At 69.9% G+C, this 19186-nt stretch carries 17 protein-coding genes and 4 pseudogenes; 16 read left to right on the top strand and 5 right to left on the bottom strand.

Annotated features, from left to right (window positions below; all coding sequences use genetic code 11):
- Positions 1–3 precede the first annotated feature (3 nt).
- Positions 4–1953 carry a maleylacetate reductase and hydroxyquinol 1,2-dioxygenase domain-containing protein gene (locus tag OHS82_RS40650; RefSeq protein WP_328435706.1) on the bottom strand — a complete coding sequence of 650 codons (1950 nt, stop codon included), beginning with the start codon at positions 1951–1953 and terminating at the stop codon, positions 4–6.
- A gap of 178 nt (positions 1954–2131) precedes the next feature.
- Here OHS82_RS40650 and OHS82_RS40645 point away from each other — a divergent pair, with 178 nt between their 5' ends.
- On the top strand, positions 2132–3019 hold the full coding sequence (locus OHS82_RS40645; protein WP_328435705.1) for a helix-turn-helix domain-containing protein: 888 nt from the start codon (positions 2132–2134) through the stop codon (positions 3017–3019).
- Positions 3020–3076: 57 nt separating this feature from the next.
- The gene (locus OHS82_RS40640; RefSeq protein WP_328435704.1) at positions 3077–3664 is read left to right on the top strand and encodes a carboxymuconolactone decarboxylase family protein; all 588 of its coding nucleotides are present in this window, start codon (positions 3077–3079) and stop codon (positions 3662–3664) included.
- A gap of 11 nt (positions 3665–3675) precedes the next feature.
- Here OHS82_RS40640 and OHS82_RS40635 read toward each other — a convergent pair whose 3' ends face one another.
- Positions 3676–4596, bottom strand: coding sequence for a LysR family transcriptional regulator (locus OHS82_RS40635; protein WP_328435703.1), 921 nt, complete (start codon positions 4594–4596; stop codon positions 3676–3678).
- Positions 4597–4738: 142 nt separating this feature from the next.
- On the opposite strand from OHS82_RS40635, the gene OHS82_RS40630 reads away from it, so the two are divergent.
- The 8 genes and pseudogenes from OHS82_RS40630 to OHS82_RS40595 all read left to right on the top strand — a co-directional run.
- Positions 4739–5734 carry a fumarylacetoacetate hydrolase family protein gene (locus OHS82_RS40630; RefSeq protein ID WP_328435702.1) on the top strand — a complete coding sequence of 332 codons (996 nt, stop codon included), beginning with the start codon at positions 4739–4741 and terminating at the stop codon, positions 5732–5734.
- Positions 5731–6693: a cyclase family protein gene (locus OHS82_RS40625; protein WP_328435701.1), complete on the top strand. Its 963-nt coding sequence runs from the start codon at positions 5731–5733 to the stop codon at positions 6691–6693. Before OHS82_RS40630 ends, OHS82_RS40625 begins: the two co-directional genes overlap by 4 nt.
- 58 nt (positions 6694–6751) lie before the next feature.
- Positions 6752–7882, top strand: a complete 1131-nt coding sequence (locus tag OHS82_RS40620) for an FAD-dependent oxidoreductase (RefSeq protein WP_328435700.1) — start codon at positions 6752–6754, stop codon at positions 7880–7882.
- Positions 7879–8871 (top strand): amidohydrolase family protein, encoded by a 993-nt coding sequence (locus OHS82_RS40615; RefSeq protein ID WP_328435699.1) that lies wholly within the window; start codon positions 7879–7881, stop codon positions 8869–8871. Before OHS82_RS40620 ends, OHS82_RS40615 begins: the two co-directional genes overlap by 4 nt.
- Positions 8872–8896: 25 nt before the next feature.
- Complete coding sequence (locus tag OHS82_RS40610; RefSeq protein ID WP_057577133.1) at positions 8897–9835, top strand: VOC family protein; 939 nt, start codon at positions 8897–8899, stop codon at positions 9833–9835.
- A gap of 91 nt (positions 9836–9926) precedes the next feature.
- Complete coding sequence (locus OHS82_RS40605) at positions 9927–10880, top strand: fumarylacetoacetate hydrolase family protein (RefSeq protein WP_057577132.1); 954 nt, start codon at positions 9927–9929, stop codon at positions 10878–10880.
- A gap of 333 nt (positions 10881–11213) precedes the next feature.
- Entirely contained in the window at positions 11214–12470 is a 1257-nt protein-coding gene (locus OHS82_RS40600) for an MFS transporter (protein ID WP_328435698.1), read from the top strand.
- Between the two features lie 171 nt (positions 12471–12641).
- Positions 12642–12860 (top strand): annotated as a pseudogene (locus OHS82_RS40595) (CoA-transferase); the annotation flags it as partial.
- A 6-nt stretch (positions 12861–12866) separates the two neighbouring features.
- Here OHS82_RS40595 and OHS82_RS40590 read toward each other — a convergent pair.
- Positions 12867–13420: pseudogene (locus OHS82_RS40590) on the bottom strand (RNA polymerase sigma factor); the annotation flags it as partial.
- 5 nt (positions 13421–13425) lie between these two features.
- On the bottom strand, positions 13426–13854 hold the full coding sequence (locus OHS82_RS40585) for a YciI family protein (protein WP_328435697.1): 429 nt from the start codon (positions 13852–13854) through the stop codon (positions 13426–13428).
- A 264-nt stretch (positions 13855–14118) separates the two neighbouring features.
- Between OHS82_RS40585 and OHS82_RS40580 the strand changes: the two are divergent.
- The 4 genes and pseudogenes from OHS82_RS40580 to OHS82_RS40565 form a co-directional block, all read left to right on the top strand.
- Positions 14119–14529 (top strand): annotated as a pseudogene (locus OHS82_RS40580) (IS1380 family transposase); the annotation flags it as partial.
- Positions 14530–14557: 28 nt separating this feature from the next.
- Positions 14558–14899, top strand: coding sequence for an isochorismatase family protein (locus OHS82_RS40575; protein ID WP_328436169.1), 342 nt, complete (start codon positions 14558–14560; stop codon positions 14897–14899).
- The gene (locus OHS82_RS40570; protein ID WP_328435696.1) at positions 14900–15070 is read left to right on the top strand and encodes a hypothetical protein; all 171 of its coding nucleotides are present in this window, start codon (positions 14900–14902) and stop codon (positions 15068–15070) included.
- A 9-nt stretch (positions 15071–15079) separates the two neighbouring features.
- A complete protein-coding gene (locus OHS82_RS40565) occupies positions 15080–15586 on the top strand; it encodes a helix-turn-helix domain-containing protein (protein ID WP_328436168.1) in 507 nt (168 codons plus the stop codon).
- 59 nt (positions 15587–15645) lie between these two features.
- Here OHS82_RS40565 and OHS82_RS40560 read toward each other — a convergent pair whose 3' ends face one another.
- Entirely contained in the window at positions 15646–16809 is a 1164-nt protein-coding gene (locus OHS82_RS40560; protein WP_328435695.1) for a pentapeptide repeat-containing protein, read from the bottom strand.
- A 63-nt stretch (positions 16810–16872) separates the two neighbouring features.
- Here OHS82_RS40560 and OHS82_RS40555 point away from each other — a divergent pair, with 63 nt between their 5' ends.
- Both OHS82_RS40555 and OHS82_RS40550 read left to right on the top strand, forming a co-directional pair.
- Positions 16873–17880 (top strand): transposase family protein, encoded by a 1008-nt coding sequence (locus OHS82_RS40555; protein WP_443061822.1) that lies wholly within the window; start codon positions 16873–16875, stop codon positions 17878–17880.
- A 70-nt stretch (positions 17881–17950) separates the two neighbouring features.
- Positions 17951–19117, top strand: a pseudogene (locus tag OHS82_RS40550) (IS630 family transposase).
- The last annotated feature ends 69 nt before the right edge of the window (positions 19118–19186 follow it).

Raw genomic sequence — 19186 nt, 5'->3', positions numbered from 1 at the left:
TGCTCAGTGCCCGGGGCGCGCGATGCGGAAGGTGAACTCGAGCAGGCGCCACTCGCCGTCGACCCGCCGGCCGTCGGGCGTCGGGCCGGTGTGCCGGACGAAGTCGGTGATGAGGTCGTCCTTGACGCCGAAGACCGCGTCGCGCTGCCCGGGGGCTCCGTCGAGGTAGGCGCCGCCGCGGACGAACAGCTGGGTCACCAGCGGCTGGTGGCCTGGTGCGTTGATCAGGAAGTGCACGTGCGGTGCCCGGTAGGGGTGGCGGCCCACGGCGGACAGCATCCGGCCGACCGGGCCGTCGTCCGGGATGGGGTACTCCGACGGGAGGATCGACCAGAACGTGAACCGCCCGTCGGCGCCGGTGGTGAACCGGGCGCGCAGTACCGGCCCGTCCAGGTCGGGGAGTTGGACGTCGTAGAAGCCGTCCTCGTTGGACTGCCAGACGTCCACCACGGCATCGGCGACCGGTTCCCCCTCCTGGTCGGTCACCGTGATGTCCGCCCACATCGGCGTGCCCGTCAGGCCGCCCGCGATGTCGCTGCCGTGCCCGGCGGCGGGCGGCCCAGCGACGTAGAAGGGCCCGAGGATCGCGGAGGAAGTCGCTTCCGGCGTGCGGGAGTTGGCGAGGGCGTCCACGACGCTGGACACGCCGAGGGTGTCTGAGAGGAGGATGAACTCCTGCCGTGTGTCGGTGGTGATGTGGCCGGCCTCGGTGAGGAAGTCGACGGCCCGCTGCCACTCCCGCGGGGTGAGGTCGTTGCGGATCGTGTAGGCGTGCAGGGTGCGGGCGAGATCGGTGAGCAGATGCCTGAGGCGCGGGTTCGCGCAGCCGTCGAAGCTCGCCACGACCTCGTCGGTCAGCGCGCGCAGGTCGGGTGCGGAGCCGGTCGCCGTCTGCGGGCGGCGACCGTGCCAGGCGTCCCCCAGCAGATCTGCGAGGCCGCTGCGGGTCAGCTCGCGCGGGTTCGGATACGGCTGTGCGGTGGCCAGTTCCGCCGCGCGGTCCAGGTCGGCCTCCGCCATGCCGAGATCGCGCAGCGACGTCGGGCCGCCGACCCGGTGGATCAGGTCGAAGACGCCGGTGGGCGCATCGGGTACGCCCAGGGCGCGCGCGACGCGGTCCATCGCGTCCGGGGCGGCGGCCGCGTTGTATGCCATGGCGTGCGGAAGGACCACGGTGTGGGTTTCGGCGTGCGGCAGTCCGAAGGTGCCGCCCAGCGTGTGGCAGAGCTTGTGGTGCAGTCCCATGCCGACGGCACCGAGGCAGGTGCCCGCCAGCCACGCCGCCTGGAGCAGTTCCGCCCGTGCCTCCAGGTCGGAGGGATCGTCGTGGAGGGCGGGAAGAGCACGGGCCACGGCGGCGACCGCCTCCAGGGCCATGGCGTCGGTGACCGGAGTGGCGTCCGGTGAGTAGAGGGCTTCCACGGCGTGGGCCAGTGCGTTGACGCCGCTGGTCACCGATATCGGGACCGGTAGCCCGAGGGTGAGCTCGACGTCGTACACGACCGTTTCCGGCAGGATCCCGGGGGCGGACCGGGTGACCTTCCGGCCGTCCACCGTCTCGCCGAGCACGGGGGTGGCCTCGGAGCCGGCGTAGGTGGTCGGCACGATGATCTGGGGCAGGTCCGTGCGGACGGCAAGGGCCTTCGCGAGGCCGGTCGTCGAGCCGCCGCCGATCGCCACCAGACAGTCCACGCGCTGCTCGCGCACCGTTCCCAGGGCCTGCTCGGTCACCCCGACGGGGGTGTGCATGGCCGCGCCGTCGAACTCGGCCACCGCCAGGTCGCCCAGGGCTGCGCGGAGCCGTTCGACGTCCTTGCGCAGGGCCGGTGATCCGTCGGAGAGGAGCAGTACCCGGGCCCCGCCGAGACGCTCGACCTCATCGCTGACCTGCGAGAGCGTACCAGCGCCGAAGACCACCCGGCTCGGGCCGGTGGTGTGCACAAAACTCCTCATGAAGCTGCTCTCCGTGCTGCGGGGCCAGTGGGTCTCCCGCAGTATTCGAGGCCGTGCGCCGGCCGTTCCTGCATAATCTCCGCATCGTCTTGCACAAAAACGGCGTCGGCCGCGGCTCGGTCCGTGCTTGCCCGCCTGTGCCGGAGGGCAGCAGGACTGTGCCCCGAAGGAGGGCCTCATGAGCGAGATGGGCCTCGGTGACACCCACGGCATCCTGACGCGGCCCGGGGTGCGTCCCGTCCGCACCAGCACGGGACTAGGCTGGGAGCAGTTGTATCTGTCGACGCAACGGGAACTGCCGTATCGGGACGCCTTTCAGGGAGCCGGCAGCCACTTGGTGATCCTTCACCTCGACGGCCCCGTCACGGTCCGGAGGGGACGCCGGGGGTTGACGGCCGCACGGCAGGTTCCGCCCGGTGGCCTGTTCCTGCATCCGGCCGACACGGAGCTGGACGTGGAACTCGGCGGTCATCTGAACACGGTGCACGTCTACCTGTCGGACGCGGCCCTCCAAGCGACGGCAGAGACGGCGCAGGACGGCCGGCCGGTGCGGCTGAAGGAGGAGTTCGGCACCACGGATCAGCTGCTGGAGCAGCTCGTTCTGGCGCTCGATGGTGTGGTACGGCACTGGGAGCCCAGCGGGAGCACCTATGCGGATCAGCTCGCCCTCATGACCGCCGCCCAGCTGGCCCGCCGCCACAGCGTGCGGCAGCGCGTCGCCGAGCCGACGCAGTGGCAAGTGGGTCTGAGCGACCGGCAGTTCACGGCCGTTCGGGAACTCATGGACGCCCGGCTTTCCGAGCCGCTGTCGCTGGAGGACCTCGCCTCCGCCGCGGGGCTCGGTGTCAGCCAGTTCGCCCGGCGTTTCGGGGCTCGCACGGGGTGCCCTCCGCACCGGTACCTCGTGCGGCTGCGCGTGGAGCGGGCCGCCCGCCTCCTGCGCGCCGGATCCATGCCCATCGCCCAGGTGGCAGCCGCCTGCGGCTTCTCCCACCAGGAACACCTGACCCGGGTGATCCGCTCGCACCTCGGTACGACGCCGGCCGCGCTGCGCCGCGAGGGCTGACTCACTCCGGTGATCGGCGCGGCTATAGTTCCCCGGCACCGAACGAAGGGAGCGACGATGGTCGCCCGCCTGGCCGGATTCCTTCCCGGCGATATGAGCGAGGAACAAGCCGCCGTCTACCGGTCGATATCCGGAGGCCCACGTGCCGCCGGTCCTCAGCTCTTCGCCCTCACCGACAGCGAGGGACGGCTTCGGGGGCCGTTCAACGCGATGCTGCTCAGTCCTCCGGTCGGAGCCGCGCTACAGACCGTGGGTGCGGCGGTGCGCTACCGGTCCTCTCTCAGCGACCGCGTCCGTGAAATGGCTGTGCTCCTCGTCGCCACGCACTGGGGCAGCGCGTTCGAACGAGAAGCGCACGAAGCCGTGGGGCGCGCTTGCGGTCTGACCGAGGAGGAACTCGCCTCACTGCGCTCCGGTGTGCTGCCGGACGTGACCGACCCGCACGAGACGACCGCCCTGCGGACCACGGCCTCGCTGCTGCGCTCCGGCAGCCTGGACGACGACGAGTACCGCACGGCGGTGTCGGCGATTGGTGAACGCGGCCTGTTCGAGCTGACGACCCTGGTGGGCTACTACTCCACCCTCGCCCTGCAGCTCCGCGTCTTCGCAGGTGAGGAAGGCAGGCCAAGGCCCTCGGCGCGCTGAGGGCAGCATGGTCACCCCTCCGGTGGGCGCTCTGCCATCCGTTTCGCGACGCGCGCGATGGTCTCGCGAAGCCACATGTGCGCCGCGTCGTGCGTGTGTACGGGGTGCCACCACAGGGCTTCGTGGAGGGGCACCATGCCGTGCGGCGGCTCCATGACGCGGATGCCGGCCGTTTCGCGCAGTCGCTCGGCGAGCCGGTTCTGGACGAGGGCGATTCTGCGGGTTCCGGCGACGAGGAAGCACAGTGCCTGGAAGGTGTCGGCGGAGACCTCCGAGCGGGGCTCGATGCCGAGCATGCTCAGCTGCCGGGTGGACGTCGTGTCGTACAGCCGCCGATACGTCACCCAGGGCAACCGGTTCAGATCGTGGGACGTGAGCGCGTCCCCCACCTCGGCATTGTCCCGTGAGACCACGAAGACCCAGCGGTCCTGGAAGACCTCGACCGCCGGGTAACCGCTGATGAAACCGTGTGGCAGGAGCATCCCGTCAGTGGTGCTCAGCAGTGCGGCTGTCTCCTCGGTGACCGTGGCGGGAGTCAGCTCGAAATGGAGCCGGACGCCGGGCGCCTCCGCGTGGAGGATGCGGGTCAGTTCGGTGCCGAAGACCGTCACGGCGTAGTCCGAAGCGATGATCTTGAACTCGTGGCCGTCCTGGACGGGATCGAACTCGGCCTGGCTGCTGAAGACCCGTTCCGCCATGTCGCAGGCCCGGGCCGTCCGGTCCAGCAGCGCCTGGCCGAGGGCGGTCAGCTCGTAGTTGTTGCCGGTCCTGAAGAGGAGCTCGTCGTCGAAATGCCGGCGCAGTCGCGCGAGGGCGCCGCTCATCGCCGGCTGGCTGAGCCCGATGCGCTGCCCGGCCCTGGTGACGTTGCGTTCCTCCAGCAGAGCGCGCAGAGCCACCAGGAGATTCAGGTCAAGGCTGGCCAAATGCATGACACTCCCGAGCGCTGATCGGCCGTCGGAGACGAGACCTGAAGCTCATCGGTGACACCGATGAGCTTCATCCGGCGAATCGATTTCCCCAATCGATTCGGGACGGCCAGATTAGTCGCACCGCCACTGAGAGGACACATCCGTGAAACGTGATGTTGATTCACCGCTCTTCTCCGGCTCCTTCGCCCTCGGTACCGTCAGCGCACCAGGCAGGACGCCCTTTCCCGCTCTCGTCCTGTCGGACGCCCGCGTGCTGGACCTGCGTACCGCGCTGGCCGCACCGGAACTCACTGTGCGCACGCTGCTGGAGCGCTGGAACGAGGTCCTGCCCCGTCTGCGCAGTCTGGCGGCGGATACGGCCGGTGACTGGCTGCCGCTGGACGGTCTGCGGATACACGCCCCCGTGGAGCCGCGCCAGATCTTCCAGTCCGGTGCCAACTACCGGCAGCACGTGATCGACCTGGCAGTCGCCCACCGCTCCCCCGACGACCCGCGCACCGTCGAGGAGGCACGTGCGGAGATCGCCGCGGTCATGGACCGGCGGGCAGCCGAGGACCTGCCGTACGTGTTCATCGGCCTGCCCAGCGCGATCACGGGCCCGTACGACGACGTCGTACTCCCCGCTTGGGCCGAGAAGCCGGACTGGGAACTGGAGTTGGCGGCCGTGATCGCCAAGCCCGCCTACCGGGTCTCCGTCGAGGAAGCCCTGCCGTACGTCGCCGGGTACACGATGGCCAACGACCTCACCGACCGCGCCACCGTTTTCCGCCAGGACATGCCCGCCATCGGCACCGACTGGCTGCGCAGCAAGAACGCCCCCGGCTTCACCCCGCTCGGCCCGTGGATCGTGCCGACCGAGTCGATCGCGGACTCCGGTGATCTGCGGGTCACGCTGAAGCTGAACGGCGAGACCATGCAGGACGAGTCCACCAAGGACATGATCTTCGGTGTCGCACGCATGGTGTCCTACGCCTCCCAATCGGCCCAGCTCCTCCCCGGCGACCTGGTGCTGACCGGCAGCCCGGCCGGCAACGGGATGCACTGGGGGTGGCTGCTGCGTGACGGCGACGTCATGGAGGGGACCATCACCGGCCTCGGTGCCCAGCGCACCCGATGCGTCGCGGAGAAGCCGTCATGACCTTGGACCACACCGATCCCGTGGGTGCCATAGCCGAGGCCGCCAAGGCGTACAGCAACTGGGGGCGTTGGGGCGACGACGACGTGCTGGGCACCCTGAACTTCCTCGACGAGGCCAAGCGCCGCGAGGGCGCGGCCCTCATCCGGCGGGGTATCAGTTTCTCCCTCTCGCAGCGCTTCGACATGGACGGCCCGCAGAAGGGCTGGCGGCGGCGCACCAACCCCATCCACACCATGCTGACCACCGGCACCGACGCGGCCCTCGACAACCAGGGCTTTCCGCACGGCATCGGCGGCGCCGACGACGTCATCACCATGCCGTTGCAGTGCTCCACCCAGTGGGACGGGCTCGGCCACATCTTCGACCACGGCAAGGCGTGGAACGGGCGCGACGCGGAGAAGGTGGTCACCGCCGAGGGCGACATGGTGACCGGTATCGAGCACATGGCCCCGCATGTGGCCGGGCGCGGCGTCCTCCTCGACGTGGGACTGGTGCTGGGCCGGAACGGCGAACTGCCGGACGGCTTCGCCATCACCGAGGAGCACCTGACCGCCACCGCCGATGCGCATGGCGTCGGTGTCGGCCGCGGTGACATCGTCCTCGTCCGCACCGGCCAGCTGGCCCGGGTCCGCCGCGAGGGCTGGGGCGACTACGCGGGCGGTGACTCGCCCGGCCTCTCCTTCACGACTGCGGGCTGGCTGCACCGCACCGAGATCGCCGCGATCGCCACCGACACCTGGGGCTTCGAGGTGCGGCCCAACGAGTTCGACCACGCCTTCCAGCCCCTGCACCAGGTCGCCATCCCCCACATCGGACTGCTCATCGGCGAGATGTGGGACCTCGACGCCCTCGCCGCCGACTGCGCGGGCGACGGCGCGTACGAGTTCTGGCTCACCGCCGCACCCCTGCCCATCACCCGCGCCGTCGGCTCCCCGGTCAACCCCATCGCCGTCAAATAGCCCGTCCCCCGCAGAACCCGCAGTCCCACCCAATCCGCGTCCAACAAGGGAGTTGGTCATGAGCAGCGACGCCCGCAGCGTCCTCGTCGTCGGCGGCGGTACCGCAGGAAACGGCCTGGCCGTCCTGCTCCGCAAAGCCGGCATCGACGTCGACCTCGTCGAAATCAGACCCGACTGGAACGTCTCCGGCTCCGGAATCACCACCCAGGGCAACGCTCTGCGCGTCCTGCGCGAGATCGGAGTGTGGGAGGAAGCCGAGAAGCACGGCTTCGGATTCGACACCCTCGGCCTCACAGCTCCCGACGGGACCGTGCTGCACGTCCAGCCGGACCACCACACCGGCGGCCCCGACCTTCCCGCCGTCGTCGGCATGCAGCGCGCCGACCTCCAGCGCATCCTCACCGAGGCGGTACGAGGATCCGGCGCCCGGGTCCGGCTCGGCACCACCGTCCAGAGCCTGGAGCAGGACGGGACCGGGGTCGACGTCGGTTTCAGCGACGGCACCACCGGACGGTACGACCTGGTCGTCGCCGCCGACGGGCTGCACTCCGCCACCCGCGCACTGATCGGTATCAGCGAGCGGCCCGAGCCTGTCGGCATGGGCATCTGGCGCGTCTCCGCCCCGCGTCCCAAGAGCGTCGAGCGCACCGACCTCACCTACGGAGGGCCCTGCTACATCGCCGGCTACACCCCCACAGGCCAGAACACCCTCTACGCGTACCTCGTCGAACCGAAGCGGGACCGGGCGAGCCTCGACCCCGACACCCACGCCCATGAGATGCGCCGTCTCGCCGAGGGATACGGCGGCGCCTGGAACGAGATCCGCGAGTCCATCACCGACCCGAAGAAGGTCAACTACACCTGGTTCACCCGGCACCTGGTCGAGGGCTCCTGGCACCGGGGCCGCGTCGTCCTCGTCGGCGACGCCGCGCACTCCTGTCCTCCCACGCTCGCCCAGGGCGCCGCGATGTCCCTGGAGGACGCACTGGTCCTCGCGGAACTGCTCGCCGCCCACGACGTCTGGGACGACGACCTGCTCACCGCCTACCACGAGCGCCGCGTCCCCCGGGTCCGGATGGTGGTCGACGGCTCCGTCCAGATCTGCCGGTGGCAGCTGGACGGGGTCCGCGACGCCGACGTGCCCGGTCTGATCGGCCGCACGATGACCGCGCTGACGGAGCTGCCGTGACAACGCCGACCATCGACGTCCACGCCCACGTCCTGCTCCCCGAGGTCGAGGAAACCGTGGCCGGGCGGCCGGAACGGGCCGCCGCCCGCGAACTGGACGCCCGCCGGGCCGGCCCGCAGGCCCTCGCCGTCAACGGACCGATGATCCGCGACCGCATCCCCAGGCTGACGGATGTCAAGGCCCGGCTGGCCGCGATGGACGCCTGCCGTGTCGACGTACAGCTGGTGTCCCCTGTCCCCGACTACCACTACTGGGCCGACGAAGACCTCGCCCGCACCGTGTGGGAGCTGGCCAACACCGGTACCGCGGCGCACTGCGCCCAGGCCCCGGAGCGACTGCGCGGACTCGGGCTGGTCCCGCTCCAGCACCCGCGCCTGGCCGTCGAAGCTCTCGAACACGCCCTGGAGCAGGGCCTGTCGGGCGTCGAGCTCTCCTCGCACGCACCCGGCCTCGAACTGTCGGATCCGGCGTACGAACCCTTGTGGACCCGCGCCGAGGAGACCGGGGCGCTGCTCTTCCTCCACCCCTACGGCTGCACCCTCGACGAGCGCCTGGACCGCTGGTATCTGTCCAACACCGTCGGCCAGCCCACCGAGAACGCCGTCGCGCTGTCTCATCTGATCTTCTCCGGGGTCCTGGACCGGCACCCGGAGCTGAAGCTGATCGCCGCGCACGGAGGCGGATACCTCCCCGGCCACATCGGCCGCTCCGACCACGCCTGGCGGGTCCGCCCCGACGCCCGCGGCTGCGCCCACCCGCCCAGCAGCTACCTCAAGCGGCTGTACTTCGACTCGCTCGTCCACGAACCGTCCGTCCTGCGGGAGCTGATCCGCAGCGCGGGCGCCGACCGAGTGCTGCTGGGCTCCGACTTCCCCTTCGACATGGGCACCGACGACCCGCTGGCCGCACTGCGCGACGCCGACCTGCCCGATCTCGACTACCACGCCGTCCGCGGTGCCAACGCGGCATCGCTGCTGCGCCTTGTCTGAGGCCACGAGAACAGGAGCCCCACCCATGAGCGACCGCCTGCTCACCCACCTGCGCCACGTCGACCTGGCCGTTCCCGACTACGACAAACAGCTCGACTTCTACGCCGGCGTCTGGGGCCTGACCAAGACCGGCGAGGACTCCGGGGTCTCCTTCCTCGCCGCCGAGGGCAGCCCCGAGCAGTACATCGTGCGGCTGCGCAAGGCCGAGGAGAAGCGCCTCGACCTGGTCTCCTTCGGAGCGGCCACCCCCGCCGACGTCGACACCCTCGCCGAGCGACTCCTCGCCGACGGCGCCCGGTTGATCTCGCGGCCCGGCAAGCTCGACACCCCCGGCGGCGGCTACGGCTTCCGCTTCTTCGACATCGACGGCCGCACCATCGAGGTCTCCGCGGACGTGGCCGTACGGCAGCACCGCAAGATCGAGGAGAAGGAATCGATCCCGGTCAAGCTGTCGCACGTCGTCCTCAACTCCCCCGATCTCAACGCGACCAAGGAGTGGTACGAGCGGCACCTGGGCTTCCGCCTCTCCGACACCCTCTGGCACCCGCGCATGGGCGAGGCCATGCACTTCATGCGGATCAGCAGCCAGCACCACTCCATGGCCATCGCCCAGGGCCCGCACACCTCCCTGCACCACATCTCCTTCGAGATGCGCGGCATCGACGAGTACATGCGCGGCACCGGCCGTCTGCTGCGGGCCGGCGTGCACAAGGTGTGGGGCCCCGGTCGTCACCTGGCGGGCGACAACACCTTCTCCTACTTCCACGACCCGCACGGCAACACCCTGGAGTACACCACCGAGCTGGAGCAGCTGGACGAGGACACCTGGCACCCCCACGTCTACGACTTCTCCACCGAACAGGTCTCGGACCAGTGGGGCACCGCGAACCCCGTCAACGAGATGGTCGCCAAGGAGTCCTTCAACGACGTCGACCGCGGCTGCTTCGTCGCCCCGCCGGTCTGATCCTCTCCCACTCCGGGGGCGCGGTGACGCCCCGCTCCGGGCCTGAGTGCCCGCAGCGTCCCCGGTCCAGCCCAGACCCTTGGAGTTCCCCATGCGCTTCGCCACGTACGAGCACCGAGGCCGCCGTCGCTGCGGCGTGGTCGACGGTGCCGCCGTACGCCCCTTCCCCGACGGCACGACGCTGCTCGGCCTGATCCACTCCGGTCTCCCACGGGCAGCCACAGAGCTCGCAGCCCTGTCGGACCCGGTGTCGCTGGACGCGGTACGACTGCTGCCGCCCCTGGAACCGCCGTCGGTGAGAGACTTCGTCACTTTCGAAGAACACATCGAGGGCGTGCGGCGCTCCCGAGAGCGCACTCAGGACGTACCGGAGGCGTGGTACGACGCGCCCACCTTCTACTTCACCAACCCGCACGCCCTCATCGGCGCACACGACGACGTACCGTACCCGCCAGGCAGCCGGCTGCTGGACTTCGAACTCGAGGTCGCGGTCGTCATCGGCCGTGAGGGCCGCGACCTGACCCCCGAGCAGGCACGTGACCACATCGCCGGATACACCCTGTTCAACGACTGGTCGGCCCGCGACCTCCAGATCCGCGAAATGCAGGTCGGACTGGGTCCCTGCAAGGGCAAGGACACCGCCACCACCCTCGGCCCCTACCTCGTGACCCCGGACGAGGTGGAACCGTACCGGGACGCCGACGGATTTCTGCGACTCGCCCTGACCTCGGAGATCAACGGCGAGGTCGTCGGCAAGGACCTGCTGTCCAACATGAGCTGGACCTTCGAGGAGATGGTCGCCTACGCCTCGCGCGGCGCCGTCGTCCGCCCCGGCGACGTACTCGGCTCGGGCACCTGCGGCAACGGCGGCTGCCTGGCGGAACTGTGGAGCATCCGAGGCGAACGGGTCCCGCCTCCGCTCAAGCCCGGCGACACCGTCACTCTCACCGCGGACGTCCTCGGCTCCGTCCGCAACACCGTCGTCCCCGGCCCCGAGCCGGTACCCCTGCCGACCGGCCGCCGACGTCCCCGCAGCCGCCCCTGAGCAGATCCTGGCGCAGCCGGTCGGGGCCCGGTTCGTGCCCTGCCCCCGACGCACGTGCCCTGCGCGCCCGGGCCTTTCGGGCTCCCCGGAACTGCTCACATGTCACAGCCCGACCTGCTCAGGCCGCCACACCCCATTCGTCGCGCGGATGCGCCACATCCGGGATACCGATCGCACGGAGGGTGGGCGGCTGCCCTCGGAGACCGCACAGTCGTCCCACCCGCACGCCACGTCCCCGATCCCGCGTCGGCGTGATGTCCTCCGCTGCATGCCGAGCGCCGCCCCGCGCCGGTGCGGCATGCCCGCTCCCACACATCGTCCCCTGGAGTCACCATGCCCGCTTCCCTGCCCTTGTCCTCCCCCGCGATCGATGACTCCGCCCCGCCGCCTGTGAGCGTGTCGGGCCCGGCGCACCGGCTGAGGGTGACCGCGCTGATGGCGGGCAGCTGTCTGCCCGTGCTGGGGGCGGTACTGATCGCTCCTGTGCTGCCGAAGATGCAGGACCACTTCGCGTCGGTCCCCGGCGCCAAGGCGCTGGTTCCGCTGGCGCTGACCGTTCCGGCCTTGGCGCTGGCGCTGCTGGCCCCGTTCGCCGGGGTGATCGTCGACCGCTTGGGCCGCAAGCGTCTGCTGCTGGTGGCGACCGTCCTGTACGCGCTGTTCGGCACAGCACCGCTCTGGCTGGACTCGCTGGGCGCGATCATCGCCAGCCGAGCCTTGGTCGGCGTCACCGAGGCCGCCGTCATGACCTGCTGCACCACCCTGATCGGGGACTACTACTCCGGTCACCGGCGGGTGAAGTACCTCGCCCTGCAGACCATGTGCGCCTCCGCGGCCGCCACGGCCTTCTTCGTGCTCGGCGGCGCTGCCGGCGCGGCGGGCTGGCGAGTTCCGTTCTGGGTCTACGCGGTGAGCCTGCTGCTCGCCCCGATGCTGGCCCTCGCCCTCCCCGGTCCGGCGGTGCACGAGGCCACGGAGAGAGCCACGGAGGGTGTCCAGCCCGCACGTCGCCCGTTCCCTTGGCGGCAGATGGCGGGCATCTGCGCCTTGACCTTCTTCGGGGCGATGGTCTTCTACACCGTCCCGGTGGAGATGGCGTACCTGCTCGACGGCCTCGGGGTGGAGAACACCGGTGTGATCGGTCTGGCCACTGCGGTCGCGAGCGCCGCCACGGTGGCCGGAGCAATCACCTTCACGCGTCTGAAGCGCTCCCCGGACCCGATGATGCCCACCGTCCTCGCCATCTGCGCGGCCGGCTTCGGCGTGATGTTCCTCGCCGGCAGTGTCCCCCTGTTGGTGGTCGGTGCGGTGATCAACTGCCTGGGTACGGGGATGCTGTTGCCGGCGCTCCTCACCAGTGCCATGTCCCGGCTGGAGTACAAGGACCGCGGACGGGGCACGGGGCTGTGGATGGCGGCCTACTTCGGTGGCTGTTTCGTGTGCCCGCTGGTGCTGCTCGCCGTGGAATCGGCGGTCGGCACTCTGGTCGGCGCCGTGGGACTGCTGGGGCTGGCAACCGCGGCGGTCGCGCTCGGACTGCTGGTGGCCCGGCGGCGGGCCTGGAACCCGGCCCACACGACATCCGCCTGAACTCCGCTCCGCTCCACGCCAGCCACACCGAGACCGACGTGACCGCATCCGCCCCGCCCGCCTTGCGCAAGGCGGGCGTCCAGAAGCCGCTGCTCGGCCGCACCGGCACGGTGGACACGGTCACCCCCACATCGAGCAGCATCAACCCACGACAGAAAGGTGCCTCCTGCCATGGACAAGGTCTGTGCGAGCGCCGCCGAGGCAGTCGCCGGCATCCCCGACCACGCCTCGCTGGCCGTCGGCGGCTTCGGCCTCAGCGGCATCCCGGCCGTCCTCATCCAAGCCCTGTACGGCCAGGGCGCGACCGGCCTGAGTGTCGTGTCCAACAACTGCGGCGTGGACGGACAGGGTCTGGGCATCCTGCTCGCCGCGGGCCGGATCGCTCGCGTCGCGCTCCACCGCGTCCAGGCGAGCCGGCCACTCGGCGCTGTCCGGCATCCGGAACGGCACCCCGGAGTCCTTGATCCGATGCTTGGCCCGGCTGATCCGCTGGCCCATGGTGGCCTCGGGGACGAGGAACGCCGTGGCGATCTCGCCCGTGGTCAGCCCGCCGACCGAGCGGAGCGTGAGTGCGATCGCCGAGGCCGGCGACAGTACGGGGTGGCAGCACAGGAACAGCAGCGTGAGGGTGTCGTCCTGCGCGCCCTCGTCCCCGGCGTCGGCTCCGGGTGCGGACCGCCGGTCGGCCGGGACCTGACCGGCCACCAGCTCCTCACGCCTGCGGCGAGCCTGCTCGCTGCGGACCTGTTCGGTCATCCGGCGGCCGGCGACCTGGATCAGCCAGCCGCGCGGACTGCGCGGCACGCCCTCGGCCGGCCACTGCCCGGCCGCGTCCACCAGGCGTCCTGGACTGCGTCCTCGGCGGCGGCGAAGTCCCCGTAGCGGCGGGTGAGCACGCCGACGACCTGCGGCGCGAGCGTGCGCAGCAGGTCGTCGACGGGTGGTTCCAAAGTCGTCACAGAAGCATGTTCACAGCTCGGTGGGCGGGGTCGCCATGACCTGGCGAACCTCGATCGGCATGTCGAGCGGCCGTCCGCCCGGGCCGGGGGGCGGCGGAGACGGCGGCGGAGACGGCGGCGGCGATGTCGATCGCCCGCTGCTCGGTGTCGCAGTCGACGATCCACCAGCCGGCCACCCACTCCTTGGACTCCGGGAAGGGGCCCTCGGTGACGACCGGCGCACCGCCGCTGTGGGAGCGCACGATGCGGGCGGTCTCCGGCATGGCCAGGCCCTGGGCGTCGACGAGTTCGCCGGCGGCGGCGAGGCCGGCGTTCGTCTCCTTCATGAACCCGATGTGCGCCTGGATCTCCTCGGGCTTCCACTCGTCGAGCTTGGGGAAGTCGACGTTCTTCTCGCTGAACTGCATCAGCAGCATGTACTTCATGGCTCTGCTCCTCGATCGCCGTGGCCGCCCCGGCGGGGGCTTCATGGGTAGGTAGAAGCACGCTCGGCGTTTTCGACATCTTCGACAGGATTCCGCGAGAAGACTTCTTCGGCCGCCGGAGGACGGGCCCCGCAGCAGCCCGGCGACCTGATGATCCACAACGAAAGGGCCTAGCCTCGCCGTTTCGCTTGGGCATGGCGGATGGTGGGGCGGAAATACGAAAGTGCCTTCCTGACCTGGGACGATGAACCTTGCTGAGGGGTTCTGTCGGTCCAAGCGGAGGGCACTTTCTACGTGCAGGCAATCTTGCGTCTACAGGTTCATGTCAATACTGATGGTTCGGGTGTGGTAGGTCGTGCCGGGGCACGGTTGCTGGCGGATCTTGCTGATGCCACCGGGCTGACCGACGCATATTCCACCGCGTTGCGCTCGCTTCGCCCGCGCGGGACCGGACATGATCCGGGCAGGATCGCCACCGATCTCACGGTGATGCTCGCCGATGGCGGCGAGCATCACAGATCTGGCCGTACTGCGTGACCAGGCCGAGGTGTTCGGCCCCGTCGCCTCGACACCGACGGCCTGGCAGCTGCTCGCCGACGTTGACGAGCGGCACTGGCTTCTCTGCGCTCGGCCCGAGCCCAGGCTCGGGAAGTCGCTTGGCTGCAGGCCGCGGAGCACGTCACCGAAGAACGGTCTCGTCGCACTGCCGAGGCCCGATGAGAGCGTCCTACTGCTGATCGACCATCAGCCGCTCCGATACCTGTACAGCCACAATTCGCCGGTCGTCTCACGTAACGCCCTGGCTCTGGCCAAAGCGGCCAGGGCATGCGGCGTTCCCACGGTTCTGACGACCGTAGTGGAGGGGCACAACTGCCAGCTGCTGCAGCCCCTCCAGGACCTCTTCGCCGACCAGCAGCCGATCAACAGGCACCTGATCAACCCTTGGGACGACCGGCGCGTGACTGATGCCGTCAAGGCCACCGGGCGCACGAAACTGGTCATCGCCGGCCTGCATACTGCTGGATTCCGCTTTTGGTGGGTATAGGTGCTGGTAGCGGGGTGGTTGCGGGTGTTCGGGGGCGGGTGCTGGGTGATGGTGCTGATGGCGCGGCCGGGACGTGACGAGGGCGAGCAAGCGGTGTTCCACCGTCTGGCGTCGGCCAGGAAGGCGCCGAAGGTTGTGGTGGAGCGGTGCCGGATGGTCGAGCTGAGCTGAGACGGCTGGCTGGTCCCGCAGATCGCGGACGAGGTGAGGTGCAGTCAGAAGACGGTGCGTCGCTGGCTGCACCGCTTCAACCGCTCGGGGCTTGAGGGCTTGGAGGATCTGGGCGGGCAGGGCCGCAAGCGAAGGATCACCGAGGCCGAACGCTCCCGGATCATTGCGATGGTCAAGCAGACCCCACCGGGTCGGCTGGAGGTGCAGCCGTCGAATGAGATGTGGGCCGCGGACGAGTCGGGGCCCTCGGAGTGGACCTTGGACACACTGGCTGCCGCGGCCCAGGACCTGGGCATCGAGGTCAGTCGCTCCCAGGTGCGCCGGATCCTGCTGGCCGAGGGCGGGCGGGGCGGTGGCGCCCCGTCTGGTCGAGCGGGCACGCATCGTCTTGGCATGCGCGGACGGGAAGCCGAATACACGTGTGGCGGCGGAGTTCAAGGTAACGACCTTGGGAGCGATACCAGCTCCCGGATCTGCCTGGCGGTCTGGGCCCCTGCGCGATCAGGACGCCGCTGAGGAGGAGTGGTGCCGTCAGGCGGGTCGCGGTCGCCGCTGTCTTGACCGGCGCGTCTTGGTCAGGGAGTGGACCGCAGCGGCGGCGCCTGCCACGTCATCCCCGGGGGCTGGAGTAGGGGCGAGGGCTCGGGGCCGGGGTCATCGGTGTCGACGACTCCGGCGGCCGTGTGGTCGAAGTCGGCGGGCCAGAGGGTGCGCTCGCTGGCCACGGCGCCGGTCAGGCGTGCTTCGACAAGGTTGGCGGTGCTCAAGTCGGTGCCGCGCAAGTCGGCCATGCGGAGATCGGCGCGTTGGAAGACCGCGCCGTGGGCGACGGCCTTGCGCAGGTTCGCCTCGCGCAGGTCGGTCTCAGTGAAGTCGGCGTCACGCAAGTCGGTTTCGACCAGCTTCGCGCCCCGTAGGTCGGCCAGAATGCAGCGAGCCCGGCGGAGAATCGCAGTCGTGAGGTCGGCGTGCCGCAGGTTGACCGAGACCAGGGACGCCTGGGTCAGATTGGCGTGGTACAGGCCTGCGGCCTCCATGCAAGCGCGGTCGAAGTTGACCTCGGGGAACCAGAGTCCGTCGCAGTCGGCCCGGCGCAAGTCGGTGATGCTGAGATTGACCCAGGACTGCTCCCGGTGCTGGCACAGCACGCCGAGCGCGGTCAGCGCCACCTGGGCGTCGGCGGCGCGAGTCTCCAGGGGTGCGATGTCGTTGATGGGCACGTCTGCCGCCGGTGATTCCGGCCCGGCGGGTGGCCAGGGCAGGTGCGTACGCAGATACGCGGCCTGGATGGAGATGATGGCCTCCCGGTCGCGGGCGGACTGCTCCGCGATCCGCCACAGCGCGTGCAACCCGCCGATGCGCACATCCAGCTTGTCGCTGCCGAGCTGGTCGACGGCCCGGCTGAATCGGTCGGTGACGTAGCCCTCCTGGGTGGCGCGCAAACCGTCCTGACTCACCCGCAGTTGCCGCCAGGTGGCGTACGCGCCGAAGAGCACGACCAGGCCGCCGACCACCTGCAGAAGCGTCGTACGGACATCGTTCACCGCCTTCAGTCGATCCTGTGCGGCGACGCTCGCCCCGGCGAGATCGTGGTCGACCACCACAGCCGGCAGTACGACGAACACCGTGCCTAGAACGACCAGCCCCGCCGCCCCGGCCAGCGGAGCCACGGCTGCACGACGCCTGACCAGTCCGTCGCGCCATGCCCGCCGCCCGCGGTCCGGTTCCCCCATCTCCATGGGCACAGGAGCCTAAGCTCCACTCAGTAAACGATCAAGAGTGCTGTGGCACTGGCCCGTGACATGAGAACGGCCTTACGGGTTGGGCAAGTTGTGAGGTTTACCTGGGCCCGTGCGGCCTGTTCCCATCCTGCCCTGTCCGGGGTCCCGCGCGCACACTTCGGCAAGTTGCTCAAAGAACTCGCGCCCCGATGGCAGGCCGCGCGGGAGTCGGCGCTACACGAGCGGCGTGGCGGAGACCGGAGACGGGCGGCCGGCGCCGGGCCCAAGCAGCGCCTGGTCTTCGTCGACCGGCTCCTGGTCACGCTGGTCCACCTGCGGCTTGGGATCCCGCACGCCGCTCTGGCCGAGTTGTACGCAGTGGACCGCTCCACCGTCTCCGGAGCGATCCGCGAGGTCCGCCCGCTGCTGGCGGCCCGCGGCTTCGCCGTCCCGGACCGGCCGGGGGTGCGGCTGCGCACGCTGGAGGATCTGTTCGCCTACGCCGGCACGAAGGGCGTTGACCTGCGCATCGACGGCACCGAAGTGCAGGTCCGCCGCCCCCGCGCCCACCGCCCCGGCCGCAAGGCGTTCGTCTCCGGCAAGAAGAAGCAGAACACCATCAAGACCACCACCTTCAGTGACCCGCAGGGTCGCACCCTGTTCAGCGGCGTGGTCCGGCCGGGCCGCATGCACGACCAGACCGCCGTGCGCACCGAGGGCATCGCCGAGCAGTTCCTCCGGCACCCCAAGGTCAAGGCTGTAGTCGACGAGGGCTACCGGGGCCTGGCCAACGAGTTCCCCTGCCAGGTCAGCGCCCCGCCGAAGAAGCCGAAGGACGACGCGCCGCTGGGCGAGCACCATGCCTGGCGCGAGCAGCGACGCCGCCAGTCCTCCGCGCGGATCTGCGTGGAGCACACCAATGCCGAGTACAAGCAGTGGCGGCCCCTGCAGCGGTTCACCGGCCGCCGCGAGACCTACGCCGAGACCCACCTCGCGATCGCCACCCTGGTCTCTGACCGCTCCGCCCGGCGGGCGACCCGCCGCAAGGCGAGCACCGAACTGGTGCTCGCCCGGCAGGCCGCCTGCTGATCACCCACCAGCCAACACGCCAGGCCAGCACGCCCCGAACTCAATCGCTCCCAAGGTTGTAACCGCGGACATGGTGAGGAAGTGGCGCTCGCGGTTTGCTGCCCGGCGGATGGCCGGACTTGCGGATGAGCCACGGTCGGGCCGGCGCAAGTCGGAGCTGGTGCTCAGCGAGGCCGAGCGGGCTCAGCTGACGCGTTGGGCGAGGCGCGCGAAGACCGCCCAGTTCCTGGCCCTGCGCGCGAGGATCGTGCTGCGGTGCGCGGAGGTCGGGACGAACAAGCAGGTGGCGGCCGAACTCGGCGTGAGCGAGCAGTAGGTGAACCGCTGGCGGGCCCGTTTCGTCAAGCGGCGGCTGGACGGTCTGGTCGACGAGCCGCGGCCCGGTCGGCCACCGTCCATCCTGCTCGACCAGGTCGAAGACGTCATCGTCGCGACGCTGGAATCCACTCCGGGCCAGGACACCCACTGGTCGCGGGCCTCCATGGCCGCCCGCACCGGGCTGTCGAAGTCCACCATCGGCCGGATCTGGAAGAAGTTCGACCTCAAGCCGCACCTGCAGGATGCCTTCAAGCTCTCCACCGACCCGCAGTTCGTCGCGAAGGTCGTCGACGTCGTCGGCCTATATCACAACCCGCCCGAGAAGGCCGTGGTGCTGTGCGTGGACGAGAAGAGCCAGATTCAGGCGCTGGACCGCTCCCAGCCGGTGCTGCCGATGATGCCCGGCATGCCCGAACGGCGCACCCACGACTACCTGCGGCACGGCATCACCAGCCTGTTCGCCGCGTTCAACATCGCCGACGGCACCGTCATCGGTGAACTGCACCGTCGCCACCGGGCCGTCGAGTTCAAGAAGTTCCTGGTCACAATAGACAAGGCGGTTCCTGCGGGGCTCGATGTGCACCTGGTGTGTGACAACTACGCCACCCACAACACTCCCGAGATCAAGACCTGGCCCGGCAAGCACCCCCGCTTCCATGTCCACTTCACTCCGACCGGCTCCTCCTGGATCAACCAGGTCGAGCGGTGGTTCGGCCTGCTGACCGACAAGCTCATCCGCCGCGGCGTCCACACCTCGGTGAAGGCGCTGGAGGACGACATCAAGGCCTGGATCCACTCGTGGAACGAGAACCCCAGGCCCTTCACCTGGACCAAGACCGCCGACGAGATCCTCAAGTCCCTCGCCGACTACCTCACCAAGGTCACTCCACCAGCCACCGAAAACCAGCAAGAGACTTAAGCCTGTGATTTCAGGCGCAGCACACTAGATGGTTCGACCGTCAGGAGGGCTGTAGATGCCGAGGCAGCC

Source organism: Streptomyces sp. NBC_00425, from assembly GCF_036030735.1.
Lineage (GTDB): Bacteria > Actinomycetota > Actinomycetes > Streptomycetales > Streptomycetaceae > Streptomyces.
This window is presented reverse-complemented; position numbering and strand designations above follow the sequence as displayed.